Genomic DNA, 23,739 nt, shown 5'->3' on the forward strand with positions numbered 1-23,739 from the left:
CTCGGTGCCGGGGTAGTAGGCTCAGGCTTAGCAGACTCACTCGGAGCCGGGGTGGGCTGTTCGCTATCCGGCAGGCTCAGCTTAGTGCCGGCAGGGTAAGTGGTAGTCACGCCAGAAGGAGTAGCAGCGACCTGGGTGGTTTCTGCCGGTGCGCAGGTCTCAGCGGTGTCTGCCTTCTTCTCTGCAACAGTTGCGGAGAGCGCTTCACCACCGCGAGGAGTGTCACCTTCAACAATGGAGCCGGAGAGCAGGAAGACCGATACCTTATCGCCGCTCTTCAGATTTTCCGTCAGGTTGGAGTTCTCGGTGGTCGGGTACGGCAGTTCAGCGGTGAAGTTACCGTTTTCATCTGCCTGGATGTACGCCCAAACACCTGCGCTGTTGCCCTCAACACCGTTGAACTTCGGCTCTTCCTTAGCGGAGATACGACCCTTGTTCAGCTTGACAGCGAGCACGGAGCCCTTCGAACCGTCCTGAGTCTTGAAACCTTCACCGCGCAGCTTCAGGGTTTCACCGGTGGTCCAGTCCTTCACTGCGTAGAGCTTAGCGCCGTCAGCGTAGGTCTTCACTAGTTCTTCAGAAGCCGCCTGTGCTGCCGGCTTCGCGGTAGTTTCAACGGTGGTATTGATCTTCACCATGACGCCGGGGGTAATCGGGGAATCTGCATTGTCCTTGCCCTTGGGCTCGGTGCTAGAGGTGCGGTATTCGCCGGTAGTCTTATCGATGGTGTAGTTCGTTTCGATGGCGGAAGCGCCTTCGATGCTACGTGCTACAGCGTATGCGCTGCCGTCTGCAGTCACCAGAACATCATTTGCACCGCTGGTTGCACCGGTGGACACCTGAGAAACAACGGTTCCGGTTCGTGCGTCAACAACGCCGACGTTACCGGTACCGTAATCGGTCACGTACAGCAGGTCACGGGCTTCGTCGGAGGCAAGGGCGAGAGCCTGAGAGCCGAAAGGAATGGTCTTCTTATAGGCGCCGGTTTCCAGGTCGTAGACGGTGATACCAGAGTTAGTGCCCTTACGGTCACCCTGGGAGCTGACGTAGATTTCCTTCAGAGACTTGTCGATGGTGACGTCAGAGGCGTTCAGGTCGGCTTCAGCATTGTCCTTGTGCAGCTGAATGGTCTTCTCAACCTCGTAGCTCTTGGTGTCGATTACCTTCACGGTGCCGGCACTCAGGGAAGGAACGTAGAGCTTGCCATCGGCGGAGTCCACGTGCATGTTCATTGCGATGTCAGATTCGCCCTTGGCATCGGTGAATTCAATCTTCTTGACCAGAGCGTGCAGGGTGGTGTCGAAGACGCTAATGCCGCCGGAGCCAGAGACAAAGACCTTGCCGCTGGAGGGATCGATGCGTACCTCGCGCGGGTGGTTGACCTCGCCTTCTGCGCTGCTCCAGATAATCTTGTTGGTCGCGGGATCGAAGACAGATACCTTGTTGACGCGGGTCTGGGTAACCCATACGTATCCGGTTGCCTCGTCGTAGGCGATACCGTAGGGAGATTCGATCTGCTTACCGGTCGGTGCGGTAGCACCACGAGCGGTGAAGTCAGTGGTCGGGAACTGGTAGACAGTGGAGAGGCTCGGGGTGGATCCAACGTTCCAGGTGCCGACACCACCGGTCAGTACCGGCGGGCGGCCGGAAGAGAAGGAGGTGTAGAGGGAGGAGGTTGCCGCCGAGTATGCCAGCTGGTACTGGCCGGGCAGGCCCTGGTACTGGGTAGCGCTCACTGCGATGTGGCGGCATTCCTCAGCAGAGGTCTGGGAGTTTCCTCCGGGGACAGACGCGGAGACGTTTGCCGCAAAGGTAGCGGGAACCGCTGCGAAAGAACCTGCGACAACGGAAAGTGCGCCAGCAATGGCGAGCAGCTTACGTGAGGGCTTGGGTGAAGAAGTCATGCTGATCCTCGATGATATGTAGTGGTACTTCTCCAAAGGTCGTGCAACCTCCGGAAGATGCATAGCTAACCCCCTAATGATTAGGCAAGGCTAGACTAAGCAACTATAAAGTTGATAATAAGTGCCTCACTAGGTTATTTTCAAGCAGATTTTATCAGCGCCCACGCTTCTCACGACTCTTTTAGCCACCGTTGCTATCCTCCCTAAAGCCCGGTATACCCGCTCCACAAGGGGATTTCTTCCTCCAGCTCAAGCTACGTGGCTCTTTGATAGCCCTGTCCGGTAAAAGTAACCACTTTTCTGTATGACATCTTCAAAAGTTTTATAACAAATATTTATTCGGCATTTCATGACTTCTATCGTTGATTCTGCAGCTCACAGAACTTCCCGCTGAGTTCTCCCGAACAAAGGTTAAACGCAAAGGAGCCCTCTCCTACCTAGGTAGGAGAGGGCTCCTTTTATTGCTCTAGCAGAGAGTCATTAGAGGGCTTACTTAGCCTTCTCGATGATCTCCACGATACGCCAGCGCTTGGAAGCGGACAGCGGACGGGTCTCTGCAATCAGAACGAGGTCACCAATACCAGCAGTGTTCTGCTCGTCGTGTGCCTTGATCTTGGAGCTACGGCGAACGACCTTGCCGTACAGTGCGTGCTTCACGTGGTCCTCGACCTCGACGACAACGGTCTTGTCCATCTTGTCGGAGACAACGTAGCCGCGGCGGGTCTTGCGGTAGCCGCGCTCTTCGTTCTTTACTTCACTCACTTGGACTCACCTTCAGTTGCGGGACGAATACCGAGCTCGCGCTCACGCAGCACGGTGTAGATACGTGCGATGTCGCGCTTGATAGTGCGGCGACGACCTGCGTTAGCCTGACCGGTGACTTCCTGGAAGCGGATGTTGAAGAGTTCCTTCTTCGCTTCGCTCAGCTTTGCAGCCAGCTCTTCGTTGGAGAGCTCTGCGAGCTTATCGATGCTCAGGTCCTTGGATCCTACTGCCATCTCGCTTATTCACCACCTTCGCGGCGACGCACAACACGTGCCTTCATCGGGAGCTTGTGGATTGCCAGGCGCATTGCCTCGCGAGCCACTTCTTCGGACACACCGGAGAGTTCAAACATGACTCGACCCGGCTTGACATTTGCGACCCACCACTCGGGCGAACCCTTACCGGAACCCATACGGGTTTCAGCGGGCTTCTTGGTCAGCGGACGGTCGGGATAAATGTTGATCCAGACCTTACCGCCACGCTTGATGTGACGGGTCATTGCGATACGTGCAGCCTCAATCTGGCGGTTGGTCACGTATGCGGGGGACAGGGCCTGAATGCCCCACTCACCGAAGCTAACCTCGGTGCCGCCCTTTGCGAGACCATTACGCTTGGGGTGGTGCTGCTTGCGGTACTTTACTCGACGGGGAATAAGCATTTATGCCTCACCGTTCTCTGCAGTCTTGGCCTCGACCTTTGCCGAAGCGTTCTCGTTGCGGCGCTCGCGACGAGGACCACGGTTGCCCTGGCGGCGGCGGTCACCATCGCGGCGGTTGCCACGGCGGTTGTTTGCTGCCTGATGAGCTGCCAGTTCCTTGTCGGTCAGGTCGCCCTTGTAGATCCAGACCTTCACGCCGATGCGACCGAAGGTGGTCTTAGCCTCGAAGAAGCCGTAGTCGATGTTCGCACGCAGGGTGTGCAGGGGCACACGACCTTCGCGGTAGAACTCGGAACGGGACATTTCAGCGCCACCCAGGCGGCCGGAGCACTGGATACGAATACCCTTTGCGCCTGCACGCTGTGCGGACTGGATTGCCTTCTTCATGGCACGGCGGAATGCAACACGCGATGCGAGCTGCTCTGCGATGCTCTGTGCAACCAGCTGAGCGGAGAGGTCGGGGTTAGCAACCTCGAGGATGTTCAGCTGGATCTGCTTGCCGGTGAGCTTCTCGAGCTCGCCGCGGATGCGGTCTGCCTCTGCGCCACGGCGGCCAATTACGATACCGGGACGAGCGGTGTGGATGTCCACACGCACGCGGTCACGGGTACGCTCAATCTCGACCTTTGCAACGCCTGCGCGATCCAGGTTCTTTGCCAGCAGCTCGCGGATCTTTACGTCCTCGCGGACGAAGTCAGCGTAACGCTCGCCGGGCTTGTTGGAATCAGCGAACCACTTGGAGACGTGGTCAGTGGTGATGCCCAGTCGGAAACCGTTCGGGTGAATTTTCTGACCCATTTAGCGGTCCTCCTCCTTCTCCGGGGTAGCAACTACCACGGTGATGTGGCTGGTGCGCTTGTTGATTCGGTATGCACGACCCTGAGCGCGGGGCTGAATGCGCTTCATGGTCGGGCCTTCGTTCACGAATGCTTCGCTGATGAACAGCTCTTCCTCGCGGAAGGGCAGACCCTGCTGGGTTGCCTTCTGACGAGCGTTAGCTACTGCCGAAGCAACGATCTTGTATACCGGTTCCGAAGCTGCCTGGGGGGCGAACTTCAGAATCGCCAGAGCCTCTTCCGCCTGCTTACCACGGATCAGGTTGACGACACGGCGGGCCTTCATAGGCGTAACGCGAACGAAACGCGCTGATGCCTTGGCTTCCATTGCCTATCTCTCTTTCGTCTATTGCCGAAAGGGAAACGTTAGCTTATCGGTGTGAACCGATTAGCGACGCTTGCCCTTACGGTCGTCCTTCACATGGCTGCGGAAAGTGCGGGTCGGAGCAAACTCGCCGAGCTTGTGACCAACCATCGACTCGGTGATGAACACCGGCACGTGCTTGCGACCGTCGTACACTGCGATGGTGTGACCGAGCATGTCGGGGATAATCATCGAGCGACGCGACCAAGTCTTGATTACGTTCTTGGTGCCCTTCTCGTTCTGAGCTGCAACCTTCAGGTAGAGGTGCTGATCAACGAAAGGGCCCTTCTTCAAACTACGAGGCATGTTTCAGGCTCCTTAGCGCTTCTTGCCAGTACGACGGCGACGAACGATGAGCTTGTCGCTTTCCTTGTTGGGACGGCGGGTACGACCCTCGGGCTTACCGTTGGGGTTAACCGGGTGACGACCACCGGAGGTCTTACCTTCACCACCACCGTGCGGGTGGTCAACCGGGTTCATGACCACACCACGGACGGTCGGGCGGATGCCCTTCCAGCGGTTACGGCCAGCCTTACCCCAGTTGATGTTGGACTGCTCAGCGTTGCCAACTTCACCAACGGTTGCGCGGCAGCGAACATCCACGTTGCGGATTTCGCCGGAGGGCAGACGGAGCTGACCGTACTTGCCTTCCTTAGCAACCAGCTGTACAGAAGCACCTGCGGAACGAGCCAGCTTTGCGCCGCCACCGGGGCGGAGCTCGACACAGTGAATCACGGTACCAACGGGGATGTTGCGCAGGGGCAGGTTGTTACCGGGCTTGATGTCAGCTGCGGGGCCGGACTCGACGATGTCGCCCTGAGCGAGCTTGTTCGGAGCGATGATGTAGCGCTTGGAACCATCGAAGTAGTGCAGCAGTGCGATGCGAGCGGTACGGTTGGGATCGTACTCGATGTGTGCAACGCGTGCGTTCACGCCGTCCTTGTCGTGACGACGGAAGTCGATCAGACGGTACTGGCGCTTGTGGCCGCCACCCTTGTGACGGGTGGTGATGCGACCGGTGTTGTTACGGCCGCCGGTCTTGTGAAGCGGACGAAGCAGGGACTTTTCCGGGGTGGAGCGGGTGATCTCGGAGAAATCAGCAACGCTCGAACCGCGGCGACCCGGGGTCGTCGGCTTGTACTTACGAATACCCATTTAGATATTTCTTCCTTCGTTAAAGTGGTCTCCGCGGGGCTTATGCCTGCGGACCGCCGAAGATGTCGATGGTGCCTTCCTTGAGGGTCACAATCGCACGCTTGGTGTTCTTGCGAGCGCCCCAACCGAAACGGGTGCGCTTGCGCTTGCCCTGACGGTTGATGGTGTTGACGGAAGCAACCTTGACGTCAAAGATCTTCTCGATGGCCTGCTTGATTTCCAGCTTGTTGGAATCGGTAGCGACCTCGAAGGTGTACTTACCTTCGTCGAGCTGACCGTAGCTCTTCTCGGAAACGACGGGAGCGATGATCACGTCGTATACAGACTTGGTGGAAACGCTCATTACTTAGCGCCCTCCTTCTTCTGAGCTGCAGCAACGAATGCGTCGAATGCTGCCTTGGTGAAGACCACGTCGTCCGAAACCAGCACATCGTAGGTGTTGAGCTGGTCTGCGTACAGAACGTGGACGTTCTCCAGGTTACGTGCGGACAGAGCCACAACGTCCTCTGCACGAGCAATCACAAGAAGGATGTTCTTGCGCTCGGTGATAGCTGCGAATGCAGCCTTTGCAGCCTTGGTCGAGGGGGTTTCACCGGAGATGAAGTTCTCGACAACGTGGACGCGGTCGTGACGAGCGCGATCGGAGAGAGCACCGCGCAGTGCAGCGGCGATCATCTTCTTGGGGGTGCGCTGTGCGTAGTTACGCGGGGTCGGACCGTGAACAACGCCACCGCCGGTCATGTGCGGTGCACGGATGGAGCCCTGACGTGCGTTACCGGTACCCTTCTGCTTGAAGGGCTTACGGCCTGCACCGGAAACCTCGCCGCGGTTCTTGGTCTTGTGGGTGCCCTGGCGTGCAGCAGCGAGCTGTGCAACGACAACCTGGTGCAGCAGGGGCACGGATGCCTGCGCGTCGAAAATCTCTGCGGGCAGGTCTACCTTAAGGGTCTTAACAGCCATGATGTATTAGGCTCCCTTCACAGCGGTACGAACCAGAACAACGCCGCCCTTGGGACCGGGGATTGCGCCCTTGATCAGCAGGACATTGTTCTCTGCGTCCACACCCTGGATAGTCAGGTTCAAGGTAGTGTGACGTGCTGCGCCCATACGGCCAGCCATGCGCATACCCTTGAACACGCGTGCGGGGTAGGATGCGCCACCGATGGAACCGGGCTTACGGTGGTTCTTGTGCTGACCGTGAGACGCGCCAACACCCTTGAAGCCGTGACGCTTCATAACACCTGCGAAGCCCTTACCCTTGGTCTTACCAACGACGTCGACCTTCTGGCCTGCTTCGAAGAGCTCAACGGTCAGTTCCTGACCGAGGGAATACTCAGAAGCATCTGCGGTACGCAGCTCGACGATGTGGCGACGGGGGGTAACACCGGCCTTCTCGAAGTGACCAGCCAGGGGCTTGGTAACCTTGCGAGAGTCGATTGCACCGAAACCGATCTGAACAGCTTCGTAGCCGTCAGTTTCCTGGTTACGGATCTGGGTAACAACGTTAGAATCAGCCTTGACGACGGTGACGGGCACGAACTTGCCGTCCTCGTCCCAGACCTGGGTCATGCCGAGCTTGGTGCCCAGCAGGCCCTTCACCTGGCGCTCGAATTTGTTAGTCATTAGATGCGATCCTCTACAGCTTGATCTCGATGTTTACGTCTGCCGGCAGGTCGAGACGCATGAGGGCATCAACAGCCTTGGGGGTCGGATCAACAACGTCGATCAGACGCTTGTGCGTACGCATCTCGAAGTGCTCGCGGCTGTCCTTGTACTTGTGGGGAGAACGAATAACACAGTAGACGTTCTTCTCGGTCGGCAGCGGCACGGGGCCAACTACAGTTGCGCCTGCGCCCTTGACCGTTTCGACGATTTTCCGTGCCGAAGAATCGATGACCTCGTGGTCATAGGACTTCAGACGGATGCGGATTTTCTGTCCCGCCATCTGTCGGACTCTCTTTCTTGATGTATTCCCTGTATCGGAGCTTTTGCCCCTTTGTTATAGCGCTTAAGGAACGCGATATATTCATCACGTGCGCCACTCAGAACGGACTGAATCCGGCTTTGCCGGGTTCCTCACCCCGCCTGAGTACCGACCCCCGAACTCGGGCGTGTCGCCTATTTTCTAGACAAACTCGTCCCGTCATCCTTCGGACCGGGTCATACGTGGGCCTACCTTTAGTGCAGGTAGACGCTTTGACAACGTCGTCAATTCTCTCAGAGTTAGAGCCCTGATGCAATACGAACACAAGTTAAGTGCTTAAGAACACTTAACTGTCGCTGTCAACCTGAGGATACTCCCGCGATGTAACTCTCAGGGAGCTTTCAATCTACTTTCAGTAAGTTCCATGCGCTTTATTGCTCTTAATAAAGCTTTTAGGCCTAAAGACTCTCGTATCGTAGAAGTATCACTACAGCCTAAGGAGAAACCATGTCTCAGCCGACACAACCTCATCAGGCATCCTCTAGCTCTCACTCTTCGTCTCAGAGCCCTCAGTATGCTCAGCCGCAAGGTCTCGGCTTGTACGTTCCCCCGTCCCTATCGAGTCCGTATCCTCAGCCTCCTGCGCAGCGACGCCGGGTCAATGAGGATATCTTCCTCAATATTGTTCTGTACATCGGCTCGCTCCTGCTCATCGGCGCTGCAGGTCTTTTTGTCACCTCGGTGACTTCTTCTCAGGATGAAACGGCTATCTTCCGTGTCCTCGCAATGGCGCTTGGAGCAATTGTCTTCTACGGAGCCGGTCTGCTCACCTACCGTTTCGTAGAGCGCCTGCGTATTGCCTCCTACTCTTTTGCAGCAACGGGTCTTGCGTTTATTCCTCTGACCGGCGTTGCTATCTATGTCCTCAAGATTTGGACTGAAGGACGCTACATCTGGCTCCTCACGTCTCTGGTTGGCACTGCAGCTATTGTTGGAGCCTGCGCCCTCATGCGTAACCGTGTGATGGCGTACCTGCTGATTTCGTTCATCGTTTCGGACTCGTTGGCAGCTACGAAGGTGGCGGCTCTGCCTTTCGTTTGGTATTTCGTTTCTCTGACTGCCGTTGCCACTGTTCTGGGTTTGATTCTGCACTTTGCCCCGAATGCTGCCCCGAAGGGTATCCGCGAAGGTCTTGTTGATTCTTCCCGTATTTTCGTCCCGGCTACTGCCGTCGCCATTTTCTTCTTTACCAACGATCTGAGCTACACGGATGCAGGTATTGCCTTTGCGGTTATGTCTGTGCACGCCATTCTGTTCACCTGGCTGAACGGCACGGCGGATTACTACGCCCAGGCACGCATCTACCCGATTGCGTCCATTCTCTCCTTCATCATGGACTCGGATCACGGCCCGTGGTTCCCCAGTATCTTCTTCGTCTCTGTTCTGGTTGTTAACCTGATTTCTGCCTACGTATTTATTCCTCGTCTGCAGAAGACTATTGCTGGTTCCGCTCCTGCTACTGATGAACAGCCCGAGCAGGCGCAAAGCACCCCGGCTATCCCCTGGGCGAAGGAAGCTCTTCACCAACCCGCTCGCAAGATAGAGTGGTTGCCGGCAATTGACGCATGCGTCGGCGTATTCTTCTCCTTCTTTGCTCTCCTTGATGCCTTCTATACTGCTCACGTCGCTGATAGCGTTACCTACGCAACGCGCTGGAGCACTTTCTTTCCCTACGCAGAAGGTAATCAAGGTATCTTCCCCGCTCCCTGGGTTATTGGTGTCCTCTGCATCGTGAGCTTCTTGCTGTACCGCAAGGCAATTCAGCCTCTGGTGCTCATGAGTTTTGTGGCGCTCGTCCCGGTCATTGGCATGTATGCTTCCCCTGGCAACCAGGGAACGTTCTACCTCTTCTTTGCCGCGGCTGTAGTCATCTATCTGGTCACTGCTAAGGCTCCCGAGGCACGTACCACTGGAGCGGTACTGAGCAACATCGGTTATGCCATTGGTATGATTCAGCTCTTCCTCGCTCTCATTCCTGAGATGCAGACTTCTGAGTCGCTTTTGATGTTTGCGTTGGTCTGCGCCGCTATTGCGCTACTGACTTTTGTCCTCTCTCAGGGCGTTGCAGCGCAGAACGCAAGCTACCGTCTTGTAGAGATGTCGGTCTACCTCTTCTTGGGCGTTTTTGCTCTCTTCGTTGGGTACGTAGCTAACCATGCTGATGGCGGAGCACACGGCCGATTCTGGGTTGGTTTCCCTCTCTTCTCGGGTGCCGTCCTCTTCTTGAGCGTGCTGAGCGCTCTTATTCTGGCCCGCGCGCTACGACTTTCGGATGTTGGATCCTTCCGCTCCACGCTTGTCATGTTTGTCCGTATCGCGTTCTACGCGACTCTGCTTATCGCGACGATTGGCTCGCGACACTACCTGCTGTACGACTTGCAGAAGGAGTACATTGCTGTAGCGCTGCCGGCGCTCCTGACCGTCGTTTATGGTGCGCTTGGTTTCTTTATGCCGGTTGGCTCTTCGATTCGTTCGGAGCTACTCACCGTTGCGCGATTCCCCATCTGCTGGTCGGTCATTCTGCTCGCGATCACCGGCAATATGAAGGAATCGCTCGTAGACTTCCTCGTACTTGCCTTGCTGGCGGTTCAGGCGCTGTGCAGCGTACTACTCTACGCGTACTCCAAGCGAAACTACGAAGCATACGCGGCGGCGATTTTCTTCACGCTCGGTTCTGTCCTGAGCGCAGGCCGTTTCATTGGCGACTTCGATGATCTGCTGTTCGCAGTAGCAACTCCTGCCATCTTCATCGCCGTGTGGGCGCTTGCCCTCATCTTCAAGGTCTCCCGCATGCAGATTGGTGCCTCCATCAGCATCACGACTTTCTGCATCGGTGCTCTGTGGAATCTCTTCAACACGAGGGAAAGCACAATGGAGATGACTCTTCTGGGCTACTACGCTCTGATTGCCGTCATCATCCTGTTCGTTCTGAAGGTCACGCTCCCGGTTGAGGTCTTCGGTGTGAGCGCAAATGTTCGTCCTCGCATCGCTGTCCCGGTCGGTAATACGATGGTTGATTTGCCGATGCACGGCCCGCTGGGTGCCCCCTACGCGCGTTTCATGTCTCGCCGCCCCCTGAGCCAGGGTATCTATGCACCGGTCAACACGCTGCTGATGATTCCCGCTCTGGCGGTGCTGGGATTCTACACCTTCGTTGGGCTGGTTTTTGAGCCCAGGCAGGTGGAGCTCAACGCACTTCTCTGGGGTCTGGGCGCTCTGTCCTTCGTGTCTGTCACCAAGGCGAAGAACCTGCCGATCGTCTGCACCACGGCGTTCAGCCTCTTCATCGCCCGTCTGGTCATTGATTACTCGAAGTCCAATCCTCTGAGCGTCATTCTTGAGGTTGCTCTCCTGATTCTGCTGGCTGTTGTGGCAGCCAAGGTTCTCAAGAACTTCATCGCAAAGAGGCCTGTAGATACGCAGGTATCGGATTCTCCTCTGTACTGGGCTTTGGGTCTGCAGGTGTTCCTCACCCTGGTAACGTGGGCAGTTCCCGCTGATGGTCCGGATATCGTGGTGTTGGTACTCGGTATTGCCCTGACTCTCCTGAGCGCTCTGCTGCTCGACCGAGTCTGGACCTATATCGCAACTGCTCTGGTCACCCTCGACCTGGCAATTTTGCTCAACGGTCTGAACCCGCTGACCCTGCTAATCATCTCGATTTTGCTTATTGCCGGCGTTATCTGGCGTCTGCTGGCGCGACAGAATAAGCAGGATGTGGTAGCTCCGCACCAGGGTTCTGAGCAGCTCGAGGACTTCCCGCCGTCTCAGAATCAGCCGGGTATGTACCCTCAGAGCAATGTCCAGATGCAGCAGCCCCCGGCTCCTCAGCAGGGCTACGATCCTCGCTACGAGGAAAACATCTAGCCATCAACACGTATAGGTTCTATTCCTACGGCATTCTGTAGTACGATTACCTATGTCCCTTCCGAGGGGCAGTCATTCGAATTGCGGTTCCCAGCCTTTGGGCTGGGAACCGTTTTTCTTTGCCTGCAAACCCTATTCGCATCTGCAACGTCTATCTCGCGTCCTTTTGCCAGCGCCTTGAAAATATATGGACATTCAAGAACGGTAAGCCAATGACAGCGCATCTGTTCCCCTATGCCCTGCTACAGGTCTGAGGCACGGGTGTGCGATACTGCTACCGCTCTGAGGATTCCTCACCATTGGCTCCTCACCGCTGAGACTCCAATCTTCTCCCCTATCTTTTAGCGTGGGTTTCTGCCGCACAAAAGCGCTGAGAGCTTGTTGAAGGGCGTCTATAGCGCCCAGGACGTGGTTGCGAGGTTCTCCTGGCAAAGAGGGATACACCTGCCTCTTTGCAGCCTTCAGCAACCCACAAAAGGGCATAACAAAAGGACCCCCGCAGATGCGGGGGTCCTTGAGTATCGCTACCTGATGGAGAGTCTCCCCTCCGGCAGATCTTTAGCGAATTGTCGTAAATTTACGGCAATTACTTGATGATCTTGGTAACGCGACCCGAACCAACGGTGCGGCCACCCTCACGGATAGCGAAGCCGAGGCCCTCTTCCATTGCGATTTCCTGGATCAGGGTAACGGTCATCTCGGTGTTGTCACCGGGCATAACCATCTCGGTGCCCTCGGGGAGGGTGATAACGCCGGTCACGTCAGTGGTACGGAAGTAGAACTGAGGACGGTAGTTGGAGTAGAAGGGGTTGTGACGGCCACCCTCATCCTTGGAGAGGATGTAGACGTTTGCCTCGAACTCGGTGTGGGGGGTGATGGAGCCCGGCTCCACGACAACCTGACCACGCTCAACATCGTCACGCTTCAGACCACGCAGCAGCAGACCACAGTTCTCGCCTGCCCATGCTTCGTCGAGCTGCTTGTGGAACATCTCAATACCGGTAACGGTGGTCTTCTGGATCGGGCGGATACCGACAATCTCGACCTCGGAGTTAATCTTCAGGGTACCGCGCTCTGCACGACCGGTAACAACGGTGCCACGACCGGTGATGGTGAAGACGTCCTCGATGGGCATGAGGAAGGGCTTGTCCTTCTCACGCACGGGGTCCGGAATGTAGGTGTCGACTGCGTCCATGAGCTCCTCGACCTTAGCAACCCACTCGGGGTCGCCTTCGAGAGCCTTCAGTGCGGAAACGCGAACAACGGGAGCGTTGTCGCCGTCGAACTCCTGCGAGGAGAGGAGGTCACGGACCTCCATCTCGACGAGGTCGAGGAGCTCTTCGTCGTCAACCATGTCTGCCTTGTTCAGTGCAACCAGCAGGGTGGGGACGCCAACCTGGCGAGCGAGCAGAACGTGCTCGCGGGTCTGTGCCATGGGGCCGTCAGTAGCTGCAACCACGAGGATTGCGCCGTCCATCTGAGCCGCACCGGTAATCATGTTCTTGACGTAGTCAGCGTGGCCGGGAGCGTCAACGTGTGCGTAGTGGCGCTTCTCGGTCTGGTACTCGATGTGAGCAATGTTAATGGTAATACCGCGCTGGCGCTCCTCGGGAGCGGAGTCGATCATACCGAAGTCGCGCTTCTCGTTCAGGTCCGGGTACTTGTCAGCCAGAACCTTGGAGATTGCTGCGGTCAGGGTGGTCTTACCGTGGTCAACGTGACCAATGGTACCGACGTTAACGTGAGGCTTGGAGCGCTCGAACTTAGCCTTAGCCAAGAGTGTTCCTCCTAGAACGATTGAAAACATGCACGCGGATCTTCGCTCCGGCGCATCCCGTTATAAAACGGTCTAGCGTCTACAATAGCGGATTACGCCGCAGAGATGAAACTGTTCATGCTCTCAATAATGGATTTAATTGAAAATTTTGGCGTGGGCCACAGGTTTTTGGCCCGTGGCCCACGGGTGAGACGCGGAAATTACTCGCCGCGGCTCTTCTGGATGATCTCGTCAGCGACGTTCTTGGGAACCTCGCCGTAGCTGTCGAATGCCATCGAGAACACTGCACGACCCTGGGTCTTACCACGCAGGTCGCCAATGTAACCGAACATTTCGGTCAGGGGCACGATAGCCTTGATGATCTTAACGCCGGATGCGTCCTCCATGGAACGAACCTGGCCACGGCGGGAGTTCAGGTCGCCGATAACGTCGCCCATGTACTCCTCGGGGGTACGAACCTCAACGTCCATCAGCGGCTCGAGCAGGACCGGGTTAGCGCGCTTAGCGCCTTCCTTGAAGACCATCGAACCAGCGATCTTGAACGCCATTTCGGAGGAGTCGACGTCGTGGTAAGCACCGTCGATCAGGGTTGCCTTCACGCCCACCATCGGGTAGCCAGCGAGGACACCGAACTTCATAGCGTCCTGGATACCAGCGTCGACCGAGGGGATGTACTCGCGAGGAACGCGGCCACCGGTGACCTTGTCCTCGAACAGGTACAGCTCTTCGCCATCCAGGGGCAGGGGCTCGAAGGAGACCTGCACCTTTGCGAACTGACCGGAACCACCGGTCTGCTTCTTGTGGGTGTAGTCGACCTTCTCGACTGCCTTCTTGATGGTCTCGCGGTATGCAACCTGAGGCTTACCAACATTAGCCTCAACCTTGAACTCACGCTTCATACGGTCAACGATGATGTCCAGGTGCAGCTCACCCATACCACCAATTTCGGTCTGACCGGTTTCTTCGTTCAGCGAAACGGTGAAGGTGGGGTCCTCAGCGGAAAGCTTCTGGATAGCGGTGGACATCTTCTCCTGGTCACCCTTGGTCTTGGGCTCGATAGCCACGAAAATCACGGGGTCGGGGAAGGTCATCGACTCGAGAACGATCGGGTGTGCGGGGTCGCACAGGGTGTCACCAGTGGTGGTGTCCTTCAGACCAATCGCAGCGTAAATGTGACCTGCGGTAATCTCCTCAACAGGGTTCTCCTTGTTGGAGTGCATCTGGAAGAGCTTACCGATGCGCTCCTTCTTACCCTTGGTGGAGTTCAGAACCTGCTGGCCCTGAGCTGCAACACCGGAGTACACGCGGGTGTAGGTCAGCTGACCGTAGAACGGGTGAGCTGCAACCTTGAATGCCAGTGCTGCGAAGGGCTCGTCAGCGGATGCCTTACGGGTCAGCTTCTCTTCCTCGTTGGAGGGGTTGGAGCCGACAACGTCCGGAACGTCCAGCGGGGAGGGCAGGTACTCAATCACAGCGTCCAGCATGGGCTGAACACCGCGGTTCTTGAATGCAGAACCACAGAGAACGGGGAATGCCTCGCCTGCGATCACGAGCTGACGGATACCAGCCTTGATCTCGGGGATGGACAGCTCGCCCTCTTCGAGGTACTTCTCCATGAGCTCTTCGCTAGCCTCAGCAACAGCCTCAACCAGCTCAGCGCGGTACTGCTCAGCCTTCTCAACCAGGTCAGCGGGGATATCCTGAACCTCGTAGGAGGCACCCATGGTCACGTCACCCTTGGCGTCGCCGGGCCAGACGTATGCCTTCATTTCGAGCAGGTCAACAACACCGAGGAAGTCGCTCTCAGCGCCGATGGGGAGCTGAACAACCAGCGGGCGTGCGCCCAGGCGGTCGATGATGGTCTGAACGGTGAAGTAGAAGTCAGCACCCATCTTGTCCATCTTGTTGACGAAGCAGATACGGGGGACGTCGTACTTGTCAGCCTGGCGCCAAACGGTCTCAGACTGGGGCTCAACACCTTCCTTGCCGTCGAACACAGCAACTGCGCCGTCGAGGACGCGCAGGGAGCGCTCAACCTCAACGGTGAAGTCGACGTGACCGGGGGTGTCGATGATGTTGATCTGGTTGTCCTTCCAGAAGCAGGTGGTTGCTGCGGAGGTAATGGTAATACCTCGCTCCTGCTCCTGAGCCATCCAGTCCATGGTGGAAGCGCCGTCGTGGGTCTCACCAATCTTGTGGTTAATACCGGTGTAGAACAGAATGCGCTCAGTGGTGGTGGTCTTACCGGCGTCGATGTGCGCCATAATACCGATGTTGCGGACCTTGTTAAGGTCGGTGAACACGTCAAGTGCCACGTTATTCTCCCTAAATGAGATACTCCGAAAGCCTGCCGACTCGAATCGACTCGGCAGGCTCTAAACGGAGAATTACCAGCGGTAGTGTGCGAAGGCCTTGTTGGACTCGGCCATCTTGTGAGTGTCCTCGCGACGCTTCACAGCGGCACCGAGACCGTTGGACGCATCCAGGATCTCGTTCATCAGACGCTCAGTCATGGTCTTCTCGCGGCGCTGCTTCGAGAAGCCAACGAGCCAGCGAAGAGCCAGAGCGGTGGAACGGCCGGGGCGAACCTCAACCGGAACCTGGTAGGTTGCACCGCCAACGCGGCGGGAGCGAACCTCGAGAGAAGGCTTGATGTTGTCCATTGCCTTCTTCAGGGTTGCGACCGGGTCAGAACCGGTCTTCTTCTCGACACCCTCGAGGGCGCCGTAGACGATGCGCTCTGCGACGGACTTCTTGCCGTCCAGCAGAACCTTGTTGATCAGCTGAGTGACCAGAGCAGAACCGTAAACAGGATCGTTTACGAGGGGACGCTTGGGAGCGGGACCCTTACGAGGCATTACTTCTTCTCCTTCTTAGCGCCGTAGCGGGAGCGAGCCTGGCCGCGACCCTTAACACCCTGGGTATCCAGAGCGCCACGAACGATCTTGTAGCGAACACCGGGGAGGTCCTTCACACGACCACCGCGAACGAGCACGATCGAGTGCTCCTGCAGGTTGTGACCCTCACCGGGGATGTATGCGGTAACCTCGACGCCGCCGTTGAGCTTGACACGAGCGACCTTACGCAGTGCCGAGTTCGGCTTCTTCGGGGTGGTGGTGTACACACGGGTGCACACGCCACGCTTCATGGGGTTGCCCTTCAGTGCGGGCGCCTTGGTCTTAACGACCTTGGGAGTCCGGCCCTTGCGGACCAGCTGCTGAATAGTAGGCACGTTTTCTCCGTTGCTTGATCAGGTTTCTCGTTAGAGAAGCCCGTATAAACTTACTGGCCCCCATCACGTTGGATGGGTGCTCTCGGTTATCAGAAACGCTCGGATGCATATCCGGTTGGTTTCTATAGGTTCCTCGACATCTCGGCGAGTTCTCAGGGCTAAAATTCCTCACCGTCAGAGGTGAAAAAGTTTTTGGGCACGCTTAAAAATGGCATTTAGGCGTCAGCAAAAAGCAACGCCAAAGGACGGTATCCATACTGCCATTGATTCATCATGCCCGTGCCCTCGGGATAATCCCGCGTAAACCCACCGGGGGTGGATCCTTGTGCACCGAGCTCAAGTACTTCGGATAAGACTATACAGGTTAAATCCCACTTAATCTAGCGCCAGATCTGGGATTCTTCGCTTTAATGCCCCGCCCAAGGGGTTAAACCCAATGATTTACCTCACTTAAATTACATTGTTGGGATTTACTCCTCCCTCGCCACCTTCTTGACGCACTTTAAAGCAGAAAGCCGCCAAGAACCATCTCAATGATTCCTGACGGCCTCAACAACTGCGGGAGGCGAGCGCAAAACTGCACCCACCTCCCGCAAGAGAGTATTCAGTTATAGGTTCACCGTAGCGACTGCCGAACTACACCACCTGGAAGACTCGAGTCTGCCCCTCAAACGGGGTAATAGTCTTCGAGTTCTTCTTGGCATTGCCGTAGTAACGGATGCGGTACTGGCCCTTAGGGGTATTTGCCGGAACGTTCCAACGCACCGTCACCTGAGACGCAGACACGCCAATGCGCTTCCACTCAAAGAAGGTGTCCGGGTTGTTATCCGCGGTGTAGTACTTCCAGGTATTACCCACACGACGCTCAATCACGAAGTAGCTACCATCGTGATGCATGTTGTTATTCGGGTGCGCACCCACAAAACGTGCTGATACCTCCTGACGGCCGGCAATAGCATCCTGGGGCTGCTGGGTCACCTGACCGTAGCGCGTACCAAACATCGGAGTGTCGTAGACGACCTTACCCTGCAGGCTAGCTACCGGGCGACGATCATTCGGACGATCACCGATACCCAGAGGGGTGCCGTTCTTCAGGGAAGTTCCAACAACGTTAATAGTCTGGCGGAAGGCACTGGAGGTGTAACGGCCAAAGAGGGTCGCACCGCCTTCGTACTGCTGCGAGTCGTATTCCTCAGGAGTCGTGACGTAGTGGTCGTAGGCATTGGTGTAGCCCTGCAGAATAATATGCGATTCGGGAACACCGAAAAGCTTGGCAGCATCCTGGCGGTATTGCACACCTACCGCACCGGTGAACTCACCAGGCATACCCAGCAGGTAGTAGTCACCGAAGCGCATAATCTGCACCGGATACTTTTCCTGAATGATCGTTCCATTTTTTGCAGAGAAGAGAATACCCTTCGGCTGCTGGCAACGCGTCTGCGCGGCACTCGGAGTGAACACCAAAGTACCCAAAATAGAGGGGCGACCGGAGCCTTCCTTATAGACAGCCCAACCACCGCCGCCATCCTCAGTGGAGCCGGCACCAAACGGAGTACCCAAGAAACCCTGACAGGTGCGCTCATTATGGCCGCTACCGGTGTACTTGGCATCCACGTTCATACCCGAGAAATTGAAGTACGAAATACGCGAATCCAGACCCTTACCCACCGGAGTACCCGCGCTCTTGAGCTGAGAACGCACAGCATTAGCCTGCTTCTCACCCTGAATCTTCACATTCTTGAACTGGTCATTAGTGGGACCCTGACCAGGCTTCAACCAAGTATTCGGAGAAACATCACCAGCATTAGCATTTGCAAACGCCGCAACGAAACCATCACCACTACCGGGAACATTGCGGTCAGCACCGTGATCCTGAGTCTCCAGCAGATACTCCGCATAACCCTTGTTATCACTCGAAATCAGAGTATTCTTCGAGGTCAAAGAAGTCGGGTGAATCGCGTACCAGTTCAGCACCGCACGAGTCTTACCGTTGCGCTCCAGACGCAGAGTCATATTGGTCGGATCGGTACCGCCGGGCAACTTAGAACGCAACTGGGGAGAATCCAGATTAAACGCCTCGCGGGAACGGTTAGCACCAACACCGGTCAGCTTCGAAGAGGAAATCGTCAGGTTACCCGGAGCCAGGTCCTTAGTTGCCTGGCGGATTGCCTTCAGCGAACCATTCACCTGAGCATTGAAAGTGTCCTGGTGGAAGCCCAGAGTGGTGATGTTGTACAGGCTCTGGTGTGTAATGCCACCCGGAGTTGCGTGAGTGTGGGTAGCGGTAATCATAATGTTCGACTCATCGTACGCGGAGCCAAACTCAGCGCGAATACGCTTGACCAGTTCATCACGCAGGGACTGCCAGCCAGTCAGAGAGTCCAGGACAACAATGAGGTTGCGCTTACCGGAGGCGCGATCCACCGCAATAAAAGCACGAGCATACTGGCGAGTATGCACGCCGCTGCCTTTCTGAGAGCTCTCACCGTAGCCCATGAAACCGACTTCACCGGGCTCACCGGTAATATCCGCCGCACCCGCACCTACCAGGTAGGGGGTAGCACTAGCGCTCTGAGAGGCAGGAGCTGCGGTCGCAACCTGACCGGCAGGAAGAACTGCGGAAGCCGCAATAAGGCATGCTGCACCAATGCGAGCAAGAGAGTGGGTGGGCGCCTTAAAACGCGAAAAAACAGAGGAGCGCTTTCGCTCCCCTGCAGACAAAGAGGAATTCTGTTCAAGCATCTGAGATTGAGATGTTCCGGAGGGCAGTCGGGTGCCGCTAGTAGTCACCCGTCCGGAAGTGATTGGAGTGATATGCATGCCTTCAAGAATAGAACCTAGCCAAAAGGCTTTCCAGTTGAATTAGCATTGTTCAAATCAAGAACATTTATTCTATATATGCCCCAAAGAAAAACGAGTGAATATTCTATATATTGCAGTTCTAGTGCGGTTTCTAGGGAGATTTAGAATATTTGACCGCCATCTAATTTCTTGCTCTGTCAAGCAATTTTCTCATCATGAAAAATGATGCACTCTAATGATTTTTTCATAAATAAATTCGTCCACTAGGCATAAAATCTACAACCTCACCTTGAAGGGTAAAGAATATTAAAGCCACGCTTAAAAGAAACCTCCACCTCCTCATGAAACAAAAACGCGGATACCCGAGACAAACTCGAGTATCCGCGTTCTTTATCAAGGACCAGGCCGGGAGCCTAAACCCCCAACCTACCCCTCACGGCAGAAGCCTTAGTCCAGACCACGACCGTACTCATCCAGCGAAACAGCCATAAAGCCGCCGTTGCCGTAAGTGTACACCTCGTTATCCATCTGGAACGCGCTCTGGTAGCCACCGAAAGTGTCCAGAGCCTGCATACGCTCAGCAGTAGCCTGGGCGCTGGGCTCAACCTCAATATCGTTGTAACGTGCCAGACCGGTACCGGCGGGAACCAGCTTACCGATGATCACGTTCTCCTTCAGGCCGAGCAGCGGGTCAGTCTTCGCCTCCATAGCAGCCTGAGTCAGGACGCGGGTGGTCTCCTGGAAGGAGGCCGCCGACAGCCAGGACTCGGTAGCCAGCGAAGCCTTGGTAATACCCATCATTTCCGGACGACCAGCTGCGGGCTTCTTGCCCTCAACCAGTGCCTTACGGTTAGCAGTCTGGAAAGCAATGTTATCAACCAGCTCACCAGGCAGCAGATCAGTATCACCGGACTCAATCACAGTCACGCGACGCAACATCTGGCGAACAATAACCTCAACGTGCTTGTCGTGGATTTCCACACCCTGCGACTTGTACACGCCCTGAACCTCGCTCACCAGGTGCTTCTGAGCCTCACGAGGACCACGAATACGCAGAACCTCCTTCGGATCAACAGAACCGGTAGCCAGCTGATCGCCAACCTGAACGTGATCGCCGTTCTGCAGCTTAGAAGCGGCACGACGCAGAACAGTGTAGGACTGGGGCTCGGAACCATCGTCCGGGGTCACCACAATCTTGTAGGACTTCTCGGTATCCTCAATGGTCACGCGACCAGACACCTCAGAAATCGGGGCAACACCCTTGGGGGTACGAGCCTCGAACAGCTCCTGAATACGGGGCAGACCCTGAGTAATATCGTCAGCCGAAGCCACACCACCGGTGTGGAAGGTACGCATGGTCAGCTGGGTACCGGGCTCACCAATCGACTGAGCCGCAATAATACCAACAGCCTCACCAATGTCCACCAGAACGTTCGAAGCCATCGAACGACCGTAGCACAGTGCACACACACCAATAGCGGACTCACAGGTCAGAACCGAACGGACGCGAACGTCCTTCACGCCTGCCTTGAAGAGCTTCTCAATGAGCTCATCAGAGACATCCGAGCCAGCAGTAGCCAGAACGTTGCCTGCCTCATCCTTCACGTCAACCGCAAGGGTACGACCGTGAATCGAAGTCTCGACGTCCTGGTGCAGACCGCCATCCTCATCAATCAGAGGCAGAACCAGACCACGGCGAGTGCCACAGTCGTGCTCGCGAACGATAACGTCCTGCGAAACGTCCACCAGACGACGAGTCAGGTAACCCGAGTTAGCGGTACGCAGCGCGGTATCAGCCAGACCCTTACGTGCACCGTGGGTCGCGATGAAGTACTCCAGAACCGACAGGCCCTCACGGTACGAGGACTTAATCGGGCGAGGCATAATCTCGCCCTTCGGGTTCGACACCAGACCACGGATACCCGCAATCTGACGGACCTGCATCCAGTTACCACGTGCACCGGAGGTCACCATACGGTAAATGGTGTTCAGACCACCGTGAGAGCTCAAGTTCTCACGCATAGCCTCTGCAACCACGTCGGTAGCCTCGGTCCAAACCTTAATCAGCTCCTGACGACGCTCTTCGTCATCGATGGTACCGATCTCGAAGTCGTCCTGAATTGCAGCAGCCTGCTTCTCGTAGCGCTCCATAATTGCCGGCTTCGCAGCGGGAGTAGCAATATCGGAAACAGCCACGGTCACGCCCGAACGAGAAGCCCAGTAGAAACCGGAGTTCTTCAGGTTGTCCAGAGCACGAGCCACAACATCCATCGGGTAACGCTCAGCCAGATCATTAATCAGGCTACCCAGGCCCTTCTTATCTGCCACGCCAGAGAACCAGGGGTAATCCTTCGGCAGAGCCTGGTTGAACAGAACCTGACCAACAGTGCAGTCCAGCAGCACAGAATCGCCGGGCTGGTAACCCTCCGGTGCTTCCCAATTCTCGGGAGCAACGAACTGGTCACCATCAAGGCGAATCTTCACCTTGGTGTACAGCTCAATCTCGTGACGATCCATCGCCATCAGAGCCTCAGACACCGAAGAGAATGCGTGACCCTCGTTCTTCTGGCCCTCGCGAGGAGTAGTCAGGTGGTACAGACCAATGATCATATCCTGCGAAGGAACAGCCACAGGGCGGCCATCCGACGGCTTCAGGATGTTGTTCGAGGACAGCATGAGGATACGAGCCTCAGCCTGAGCCTCGGGAGACAGCGGCAGGTGAACTGCCATCTGGTCACCATCGAAGTCAGCGTTGAACGCAGAGCAAACCAGCGGGTGCAGCTGAATAGCCTTACCCTCAACCAGCTTCGGCTCAAACGCCTGAATACCGAGGCGGTGCAGGGTAGGTGCACGGTTCAGCAGAACCGGGTGCTCAGCAATAACCTCTTCCAGAACGTCCCAAACCTGCGGGCGGAAACGCTCAACCATACGCTTAGCGCTCTTAATGTTCTGAGCGTGGCTCAGCTCCACCAGACGCTTCATGACGAAGGGCTTGAACAGCTCCAGAGCCATCTGCTTGGGCAGACCACACTGGTGCATCTGCAGCTGAGGACCAACCACAATCACGGAACGACCCGAGTAGTCAACACGCTTACCGAGCAGGTTCTGACGGAAACGACCCTGCTTACCCTTCAGCATGTCAGACAGAGACTTCAGGGGGCGGTTACCGGGGCCAGTCACCGGGCGACCGCGACGACCGTTATCGAACAGCGAGTCCACAGCTTCCTGCAGCATACGCTTCTCGTTGTTCACGATAATCTCGGGAGCACCCAGCTCCAGCAGACGCTTCAAACGGTTGTTACGGTTAATCACACGACGGTACAGGTCGTTCAGGTCGGAGGTCGCGAAACGGCCACCGTCCAGCTGAACCATCGGGCGCAGTTCCGGCGGAATAACCGGAACAACATCCAGAACCATACCCAACGGGGAGTTATCGGTGGTCAGGAAGGCGTTAACAACCTTCAGACGCTTCAGAGCGCGGGTCTTCTTCTGACCCTTACCGGTCTGAATGATCTCCTTGAGAGCCTCAGCCTCAGCCTCCAGGTCGAAGGACTCCAGACGCTTCTTAATAGCCTCTGCGCCCATCGCGCCCTCAAAGTACAGGCCGTACTTATCAATCATGGAACGGTACAGCGCCTCATCGCCCTCAAGGTCAGCGACCTTCAGGTTCTTGAAGCGATCCCACACGCGCTCCAGGTGCTCAGCCTCACGCTCGTAACGCTTACGCACCGACGCGAGCTGACGCTCAGCGTTATCGCGCAGCTTACGCTTCTCAGCAGCCTTGCCGCCCTCAGCCTCAATACGAGCCAGCTCCGCCTCAACCTCACGGCTAATAGCGTTCACGTCAGCGTTCAGAGCAGCCTCAAGCTCCTGCTTCTCACGGTCGTGAGCAGCCTGCAGCATCGGCAGATCCTCATGACGAGCTTCCTCGTCAACCTTAGTGATCATGTACGCAGCGAAGTAAATGACCTTCTCCAGGTCCTTCGGAGCCAGATCCAGCAGGTAACCCAGGCGGGAAGGAACACCCTTGAAGTACCAAATGTGGGTAACAGGAGCAGCCAGCTCAATGTGACCCATACGCTCACGACGTACCTTGGAGCGGGTCACCTCAACACCACAGCGCTCACACACAATGCCCTTGAAGCGCACGCGCTTGTACTTACCGCAGTAGCACTCCCAGTCCTTAGTGGGGCCGAAGATACGCTCGTCGAAGAGGCCGTCCTTCTCGGGCTTCAGGGTACGGTAGTTGATGGTCTCGGGCTTCTTAACCTCACCAAAGGACCAACGACGGATGTCGTCGGCGGTGGCGAGGCCAATTCGCATCAAACCAAGCGAAGATTCGTTGGACATATCGGTCCTAATCTCTTTCTGTAAGTTTCTGAAGACTTGGGTTAG

19 protein-coding genes are annotated in these 23,739 nt (G+C 56.3%); 1 reads left to right on the forward strand and 18 read right to left on the reverse strand.

Annotated elements, in window-relative coordinates:
• The 12 genes from AB8C10_RS02875 to rpsJ form a co-directional block, all read right to left on the reverse strand.
• Nucleotides 1-1,904: YncE family protein (locus AB8C10_RS02875; RefSeq protein WP_368866787.1), on the reverse strand; the 1,904-nt coding region annotated here is incomplete at its 3' end.
• Between the two features lie 489 nt (nt 1,905-2,393).
• The gene (rpsQ, locus tag AB8C10_RS02880; protein WP_012903053.1) at nt 2,394-2,666 is read right to left on the reverse strand and encodes a 30S ribosomal protein S17; all 273 of its coding nucleotides are present in this window, start codon (nt 2,664-2,666) and stop codon (nt 2,394-2,396) included.
• On the reverse strand, nt 2,663-2,902 hold the full coding sequence (gene rpmC / locus AB8C10_RS02885; protein WP_005504969.1) for a 50S ribosomal protein L29: 240 nt from the start codon (nt 2,900-2,902) through the stop codon (nt 2,663-2,665). Before rpmC ends, rpsQ begins: the two co-directional genes overlap by 4 nt.
• Nucleotides 2,903-2,907: 5 nt before the next feature.
• Nucleotides 2,908-3,327, reverse strand: a complete 420-nt coding sequence (rplP, locus tag AB8C10_RS02890; protein WP_044150210.1) for a 50S ribosomal protein L16 — start codon at nt 3,325-3,327, stop codon at nt 2,908-2,910.
• Nucleotides 3,328-4,125: a 30S ribosomal protein S3 gene (gene rpsC, locus AB8C10_RS02895; protein WP_368866788.1), complete on the reverse strand. Its 798-nt coding sequence runs from the start codon at nt 4,123-4,125 to the stop codon at nt 3,328-3,330.
• Nucleotides 4,126-4,491, reverse strand: coding sequence for a 50S ribosomal protein L22 (rplV, locus tag AB8C10_RS02900; RefSeq protein WP_005504964.1), 366 nt, complete (start codon nt 4,489-4,491; stop codon nt 4,126-4,128). It lies immediately after the preceding gene.
• A 60-nt stretch (nt 4,492-4,551) separates the two neighbouring features.
• Nucleotides 4,552-4,833: a 30S ribosomal protein S19 gene (rpsS, locus tag AB8C10_RS02905; protein WP_004005282.1), complete on the reverse strand. Its 282-nt coding sequence runs from the start codon at nt 4,831-4,833 to the stop codon at nt 4,552-4,554.
• A 12-nt stretch (nt 4,834-4,845) separates the two neighbouring features.
• Nucleotides 4,846-5,682: a 50S ribosomal protein L2 gene (gene rplB, locus AB8C10_RS02910; protein WP_005504961.1), complete on the reverse strand. Its 837-nt coding sequence runs from the start codon at nt 5,680-5,682 to the stop codon at nt 4,846-4,848.
• A 40-nt stretch (nt 5,683-5,722) separates the two neighbouring features.
• The gene (gene rplW, locus AB8C10_RS02915) at nt 5,723-6,025 is read right to left on the reverse strand and encodes a 50S ribosomal protein L23 (protein WP_005504959.1); all 303 of its coding nucleotides are present in this window, start codon (nt 6,023-6,025) and stop codon (nt 5,723-5,725) included.
• Nucleotides 6,025-6,642 carry a 50S ribosomal protein L4 gene (rplD, locus tag AB8C10_RS02920; RefSeq protein ID WP_005504957.1) on the reverse strand — a complete coding sequence of 206 codons (618 nt, stop codon included), beginning with the start codon at nt 6,640-6,642 and terminating at the stop codon, nt 6,025-6,027. The genes rplW and rplD overlap by 1 nt, the downstream gene beginning before the upstream one ends.
• A gap of 6 nt (nt 6,643-6,648) precedes the next feature.
• Entirely contained in the window at nt 6,649-7,305 is a 657-nt protein-coding gene (gene rplC / locus AB8C10_RS02925; RefSeq protein ID WP_005504955.1) for a 50S ribosomal protein L3, read from the reverse strand.
• A gap of 13 nt (nt 7,306-7,318) precedes the next feature.
• Nucleotides 7,319-7,627, reverse strand: a complete 309-nt coding sequence (rpsJ, locus tag AB8C10_RS02930) for a 30S ribosomal protein S10 (RefSeq protein ID WP_004005287.1) — start codon at nt 7,625-7,627, stop codon at nt 7,319-7,321.
• A 576-nt stretch (nt 7,628-8,203) separates the two neighbouring features.
• On the opposite strand from rpsJ, the gene AB8C10_RS02935 reads away from it, so the two are divergent.
• The gene (locus tag AB8C10_RS02935; protein WP_368866789.1) at nt 8,204-11,533 is read left to right on the forward strand and encodes a Fe2+/Zn2+ uptake regulation protein; all 3,330 of its coding nucleotides are present in this window, start codon (nt 8,204-8,206) and stop codon (nt 11,531-11,533) included.
• Nucleotides 11,534-12,119: 586 nt separating this feature from the next.
• Here AB8C10_RS02935 and tuf read toward each other — a convergent pair.
• The 6 genes from tuf to AB8C10_RS02965 all read right to left on the reverse strand — a co-directional run bounded on the left by tuf (nt 12,120) and on the right by AB8C10_RS02965 (nt 23,694).
• Entirely contained in the window at nt 12,120-13,310 is a 1,191-nt protein-coding gene (gene tuf / locus AB8C10_RS02940; RefSeq protein ID WP_005504946.1) for an elongation factor Tu, read from the reverse strand.
• A gap of 200 nt (nt 13,311-13,510) precedes the next feature.
• A complete protein-coding gene (gene fusA / locus AB8C10_RS02945; RefSeq protein WP_070737711.1) occupies nt 13,511-15,625 on the reverse strand; it encodes an elongation factor G in 2,115 nt (704 codons plus the stop codon).
• Nucleotides 15,626-15,697: 72 nt separating this feature from the next.
• Complete coding sequence (rpsG, locus tag AB8C10_RS02950; RefSeq protein WP_005504941.1) at nt 15,698-16,168, reverse strand: 30S ribosomal protein S7; 471 nt, start codon at nt 16,166-16,168, stop codon at nt 15,698-15,700.
• Nucleotides 16,168-16,542: a 30S ribosomal protein S12 gene (gene rpsL, locus AB8C10_RS02955; protein ID WP_005504939.1), complete on the reverse strand. Its 375-nt coding sequence runs from the start codon at nt 16,540-16,542 to the stop codon at nt 16,168-16,170. The genes rpsG and rpsL overlap by 1 nt, the downstream gene beginning before the upstream one ends.
• Nucleotides 16,543-17,178: 636 nt before the next feature.
• On the reverse strand, nt 17,179-19,284 hold the full coding sequence (locus AB8C10_RS02960) for a neutral/alkaline non-lysosomal ceramidase N-terminal domain-containing protein (protein WP_368866790.1): 2,106 nt from the start codon (nt 19,282-19,284) through the stop codon (nt 17,179-17,181).
• A 507-nt stretch (nt 19,285-19,791) separates the two neighbouring features.
• Nucleotides 19,792-23,694 (reverse strand): DNA-directed RNA polymerase subunit beta', encoded by a 3,903-nt coding sequence (locus AB8C10_RS02965; protein WP_368866791.1) that lies wholly within the window; start codon nt 23,692-23,694, stop codon nt 19,792-19,794.
• Nucleotides 23,695-23,739 lie beyond the last annotated feature (45 nt).

The sequence above is a fragment of the Rothia mucilaginosa genome (assembly GCF_964210535.1).
GTDB lineage: Bacteria > Actinomycetota > Actinomycetes > Actinomycetales > Micrococcaceae > Rothia > Rothia mucilaginosa_F.

Excerpts from the sequence above, each read along its gene's own strand:
- rplD (WP_005504957.1), bottom strand. The coding sequence starts at position 6,642 with ATGGCTGTTAAGACCCTTAAGGTAGACCTGCCCGCAGAGATTTTCGAC.
- rplP (WP_044150210.1), bottom strand. The coding sequence starts at position 3,327 with ATGCTTATTCCCCGTCGAGTAAAGTACCGCAAGCAGCACCACCCCAAG.
- rplC (WP_005504955.1), bottom strand. The coding sequence starts at position 7,305 with ATGACTAACAAATTCGAGCGCCAGGTGAAGGGCCTGCTGGGCACCAAG.
- AB8C10_RS02960 (WP_368866790.1), bottom strand. The coding sequence starts at position 19,284 with ATGCTTGAACAGAATTCCTCTTTGTCTGCAGGGGAGCGAAAGCGCTCC.
- rplW (WP_005504959.1), bottom strand. The coding sequence starts at position 6,025 with ATGAGCGTTTCCACCAAGTCTGTATACGACGTGATCATCGCTCCCGTC.
- rplB (WP_005504961.1), bottom strand. The coding sequence starts at position 5,682 with ATGGGTATTCGTAAGTACAAGCCGACGACCCCGGGTCGCCGCGGTTCG.
- rpmC (WP_005504969.1), bottom strand. The coding sequence starts at position 2,902 with ATGGCAGTAGGATCCAAGGACCTGAGCATCGATAAGCTCGCAGAGCTC.
- rpsC (WP_368866788.1), bottom strand. The coding sequence starts at position 4,125 with ATGGGTCAGAAAATTCACCCGAACGGTTTCCGACTGGGCATCACCACT.
- rplV (WP_005504964.1), bottom strand. The coding sequence starts at position 4,491 with ATGGAAGCCAAGGCATCAGCGCGTTTCGTTCGCGTTACGCCTATGAAG.
- rpsS (WP_004005282.1), bottom strand. The coding sequence starts at position 4,833 with ATGCCTCGTAGTTTGAAGAAGGGCCCTTTCGTTGATCAGCACCTCTAC.
- AB8C10_RS02965 (WP_368866791.1), bottom strand. The coding sequence starts at position 23,694 with ATGTCCAACGAATCTTCGCTTGGTTTGATGCGAATTGGCCTCGCCACC.
- rpsG (WP_005504941.1), bottom strand. The coding sequence starts at position 16,168 with ATGCCTCGTAAGGGTCCCGCTCCCAAGCGTCCCCTCGTAAACGATCCT.
- rpsJ (WP_004005287.1), bottom strand. The coding sequence starts at position 7,627 with ATGGCGGGACAGAAAATCCGCATCCGTCTGAAGTCCTATGACCACGAG.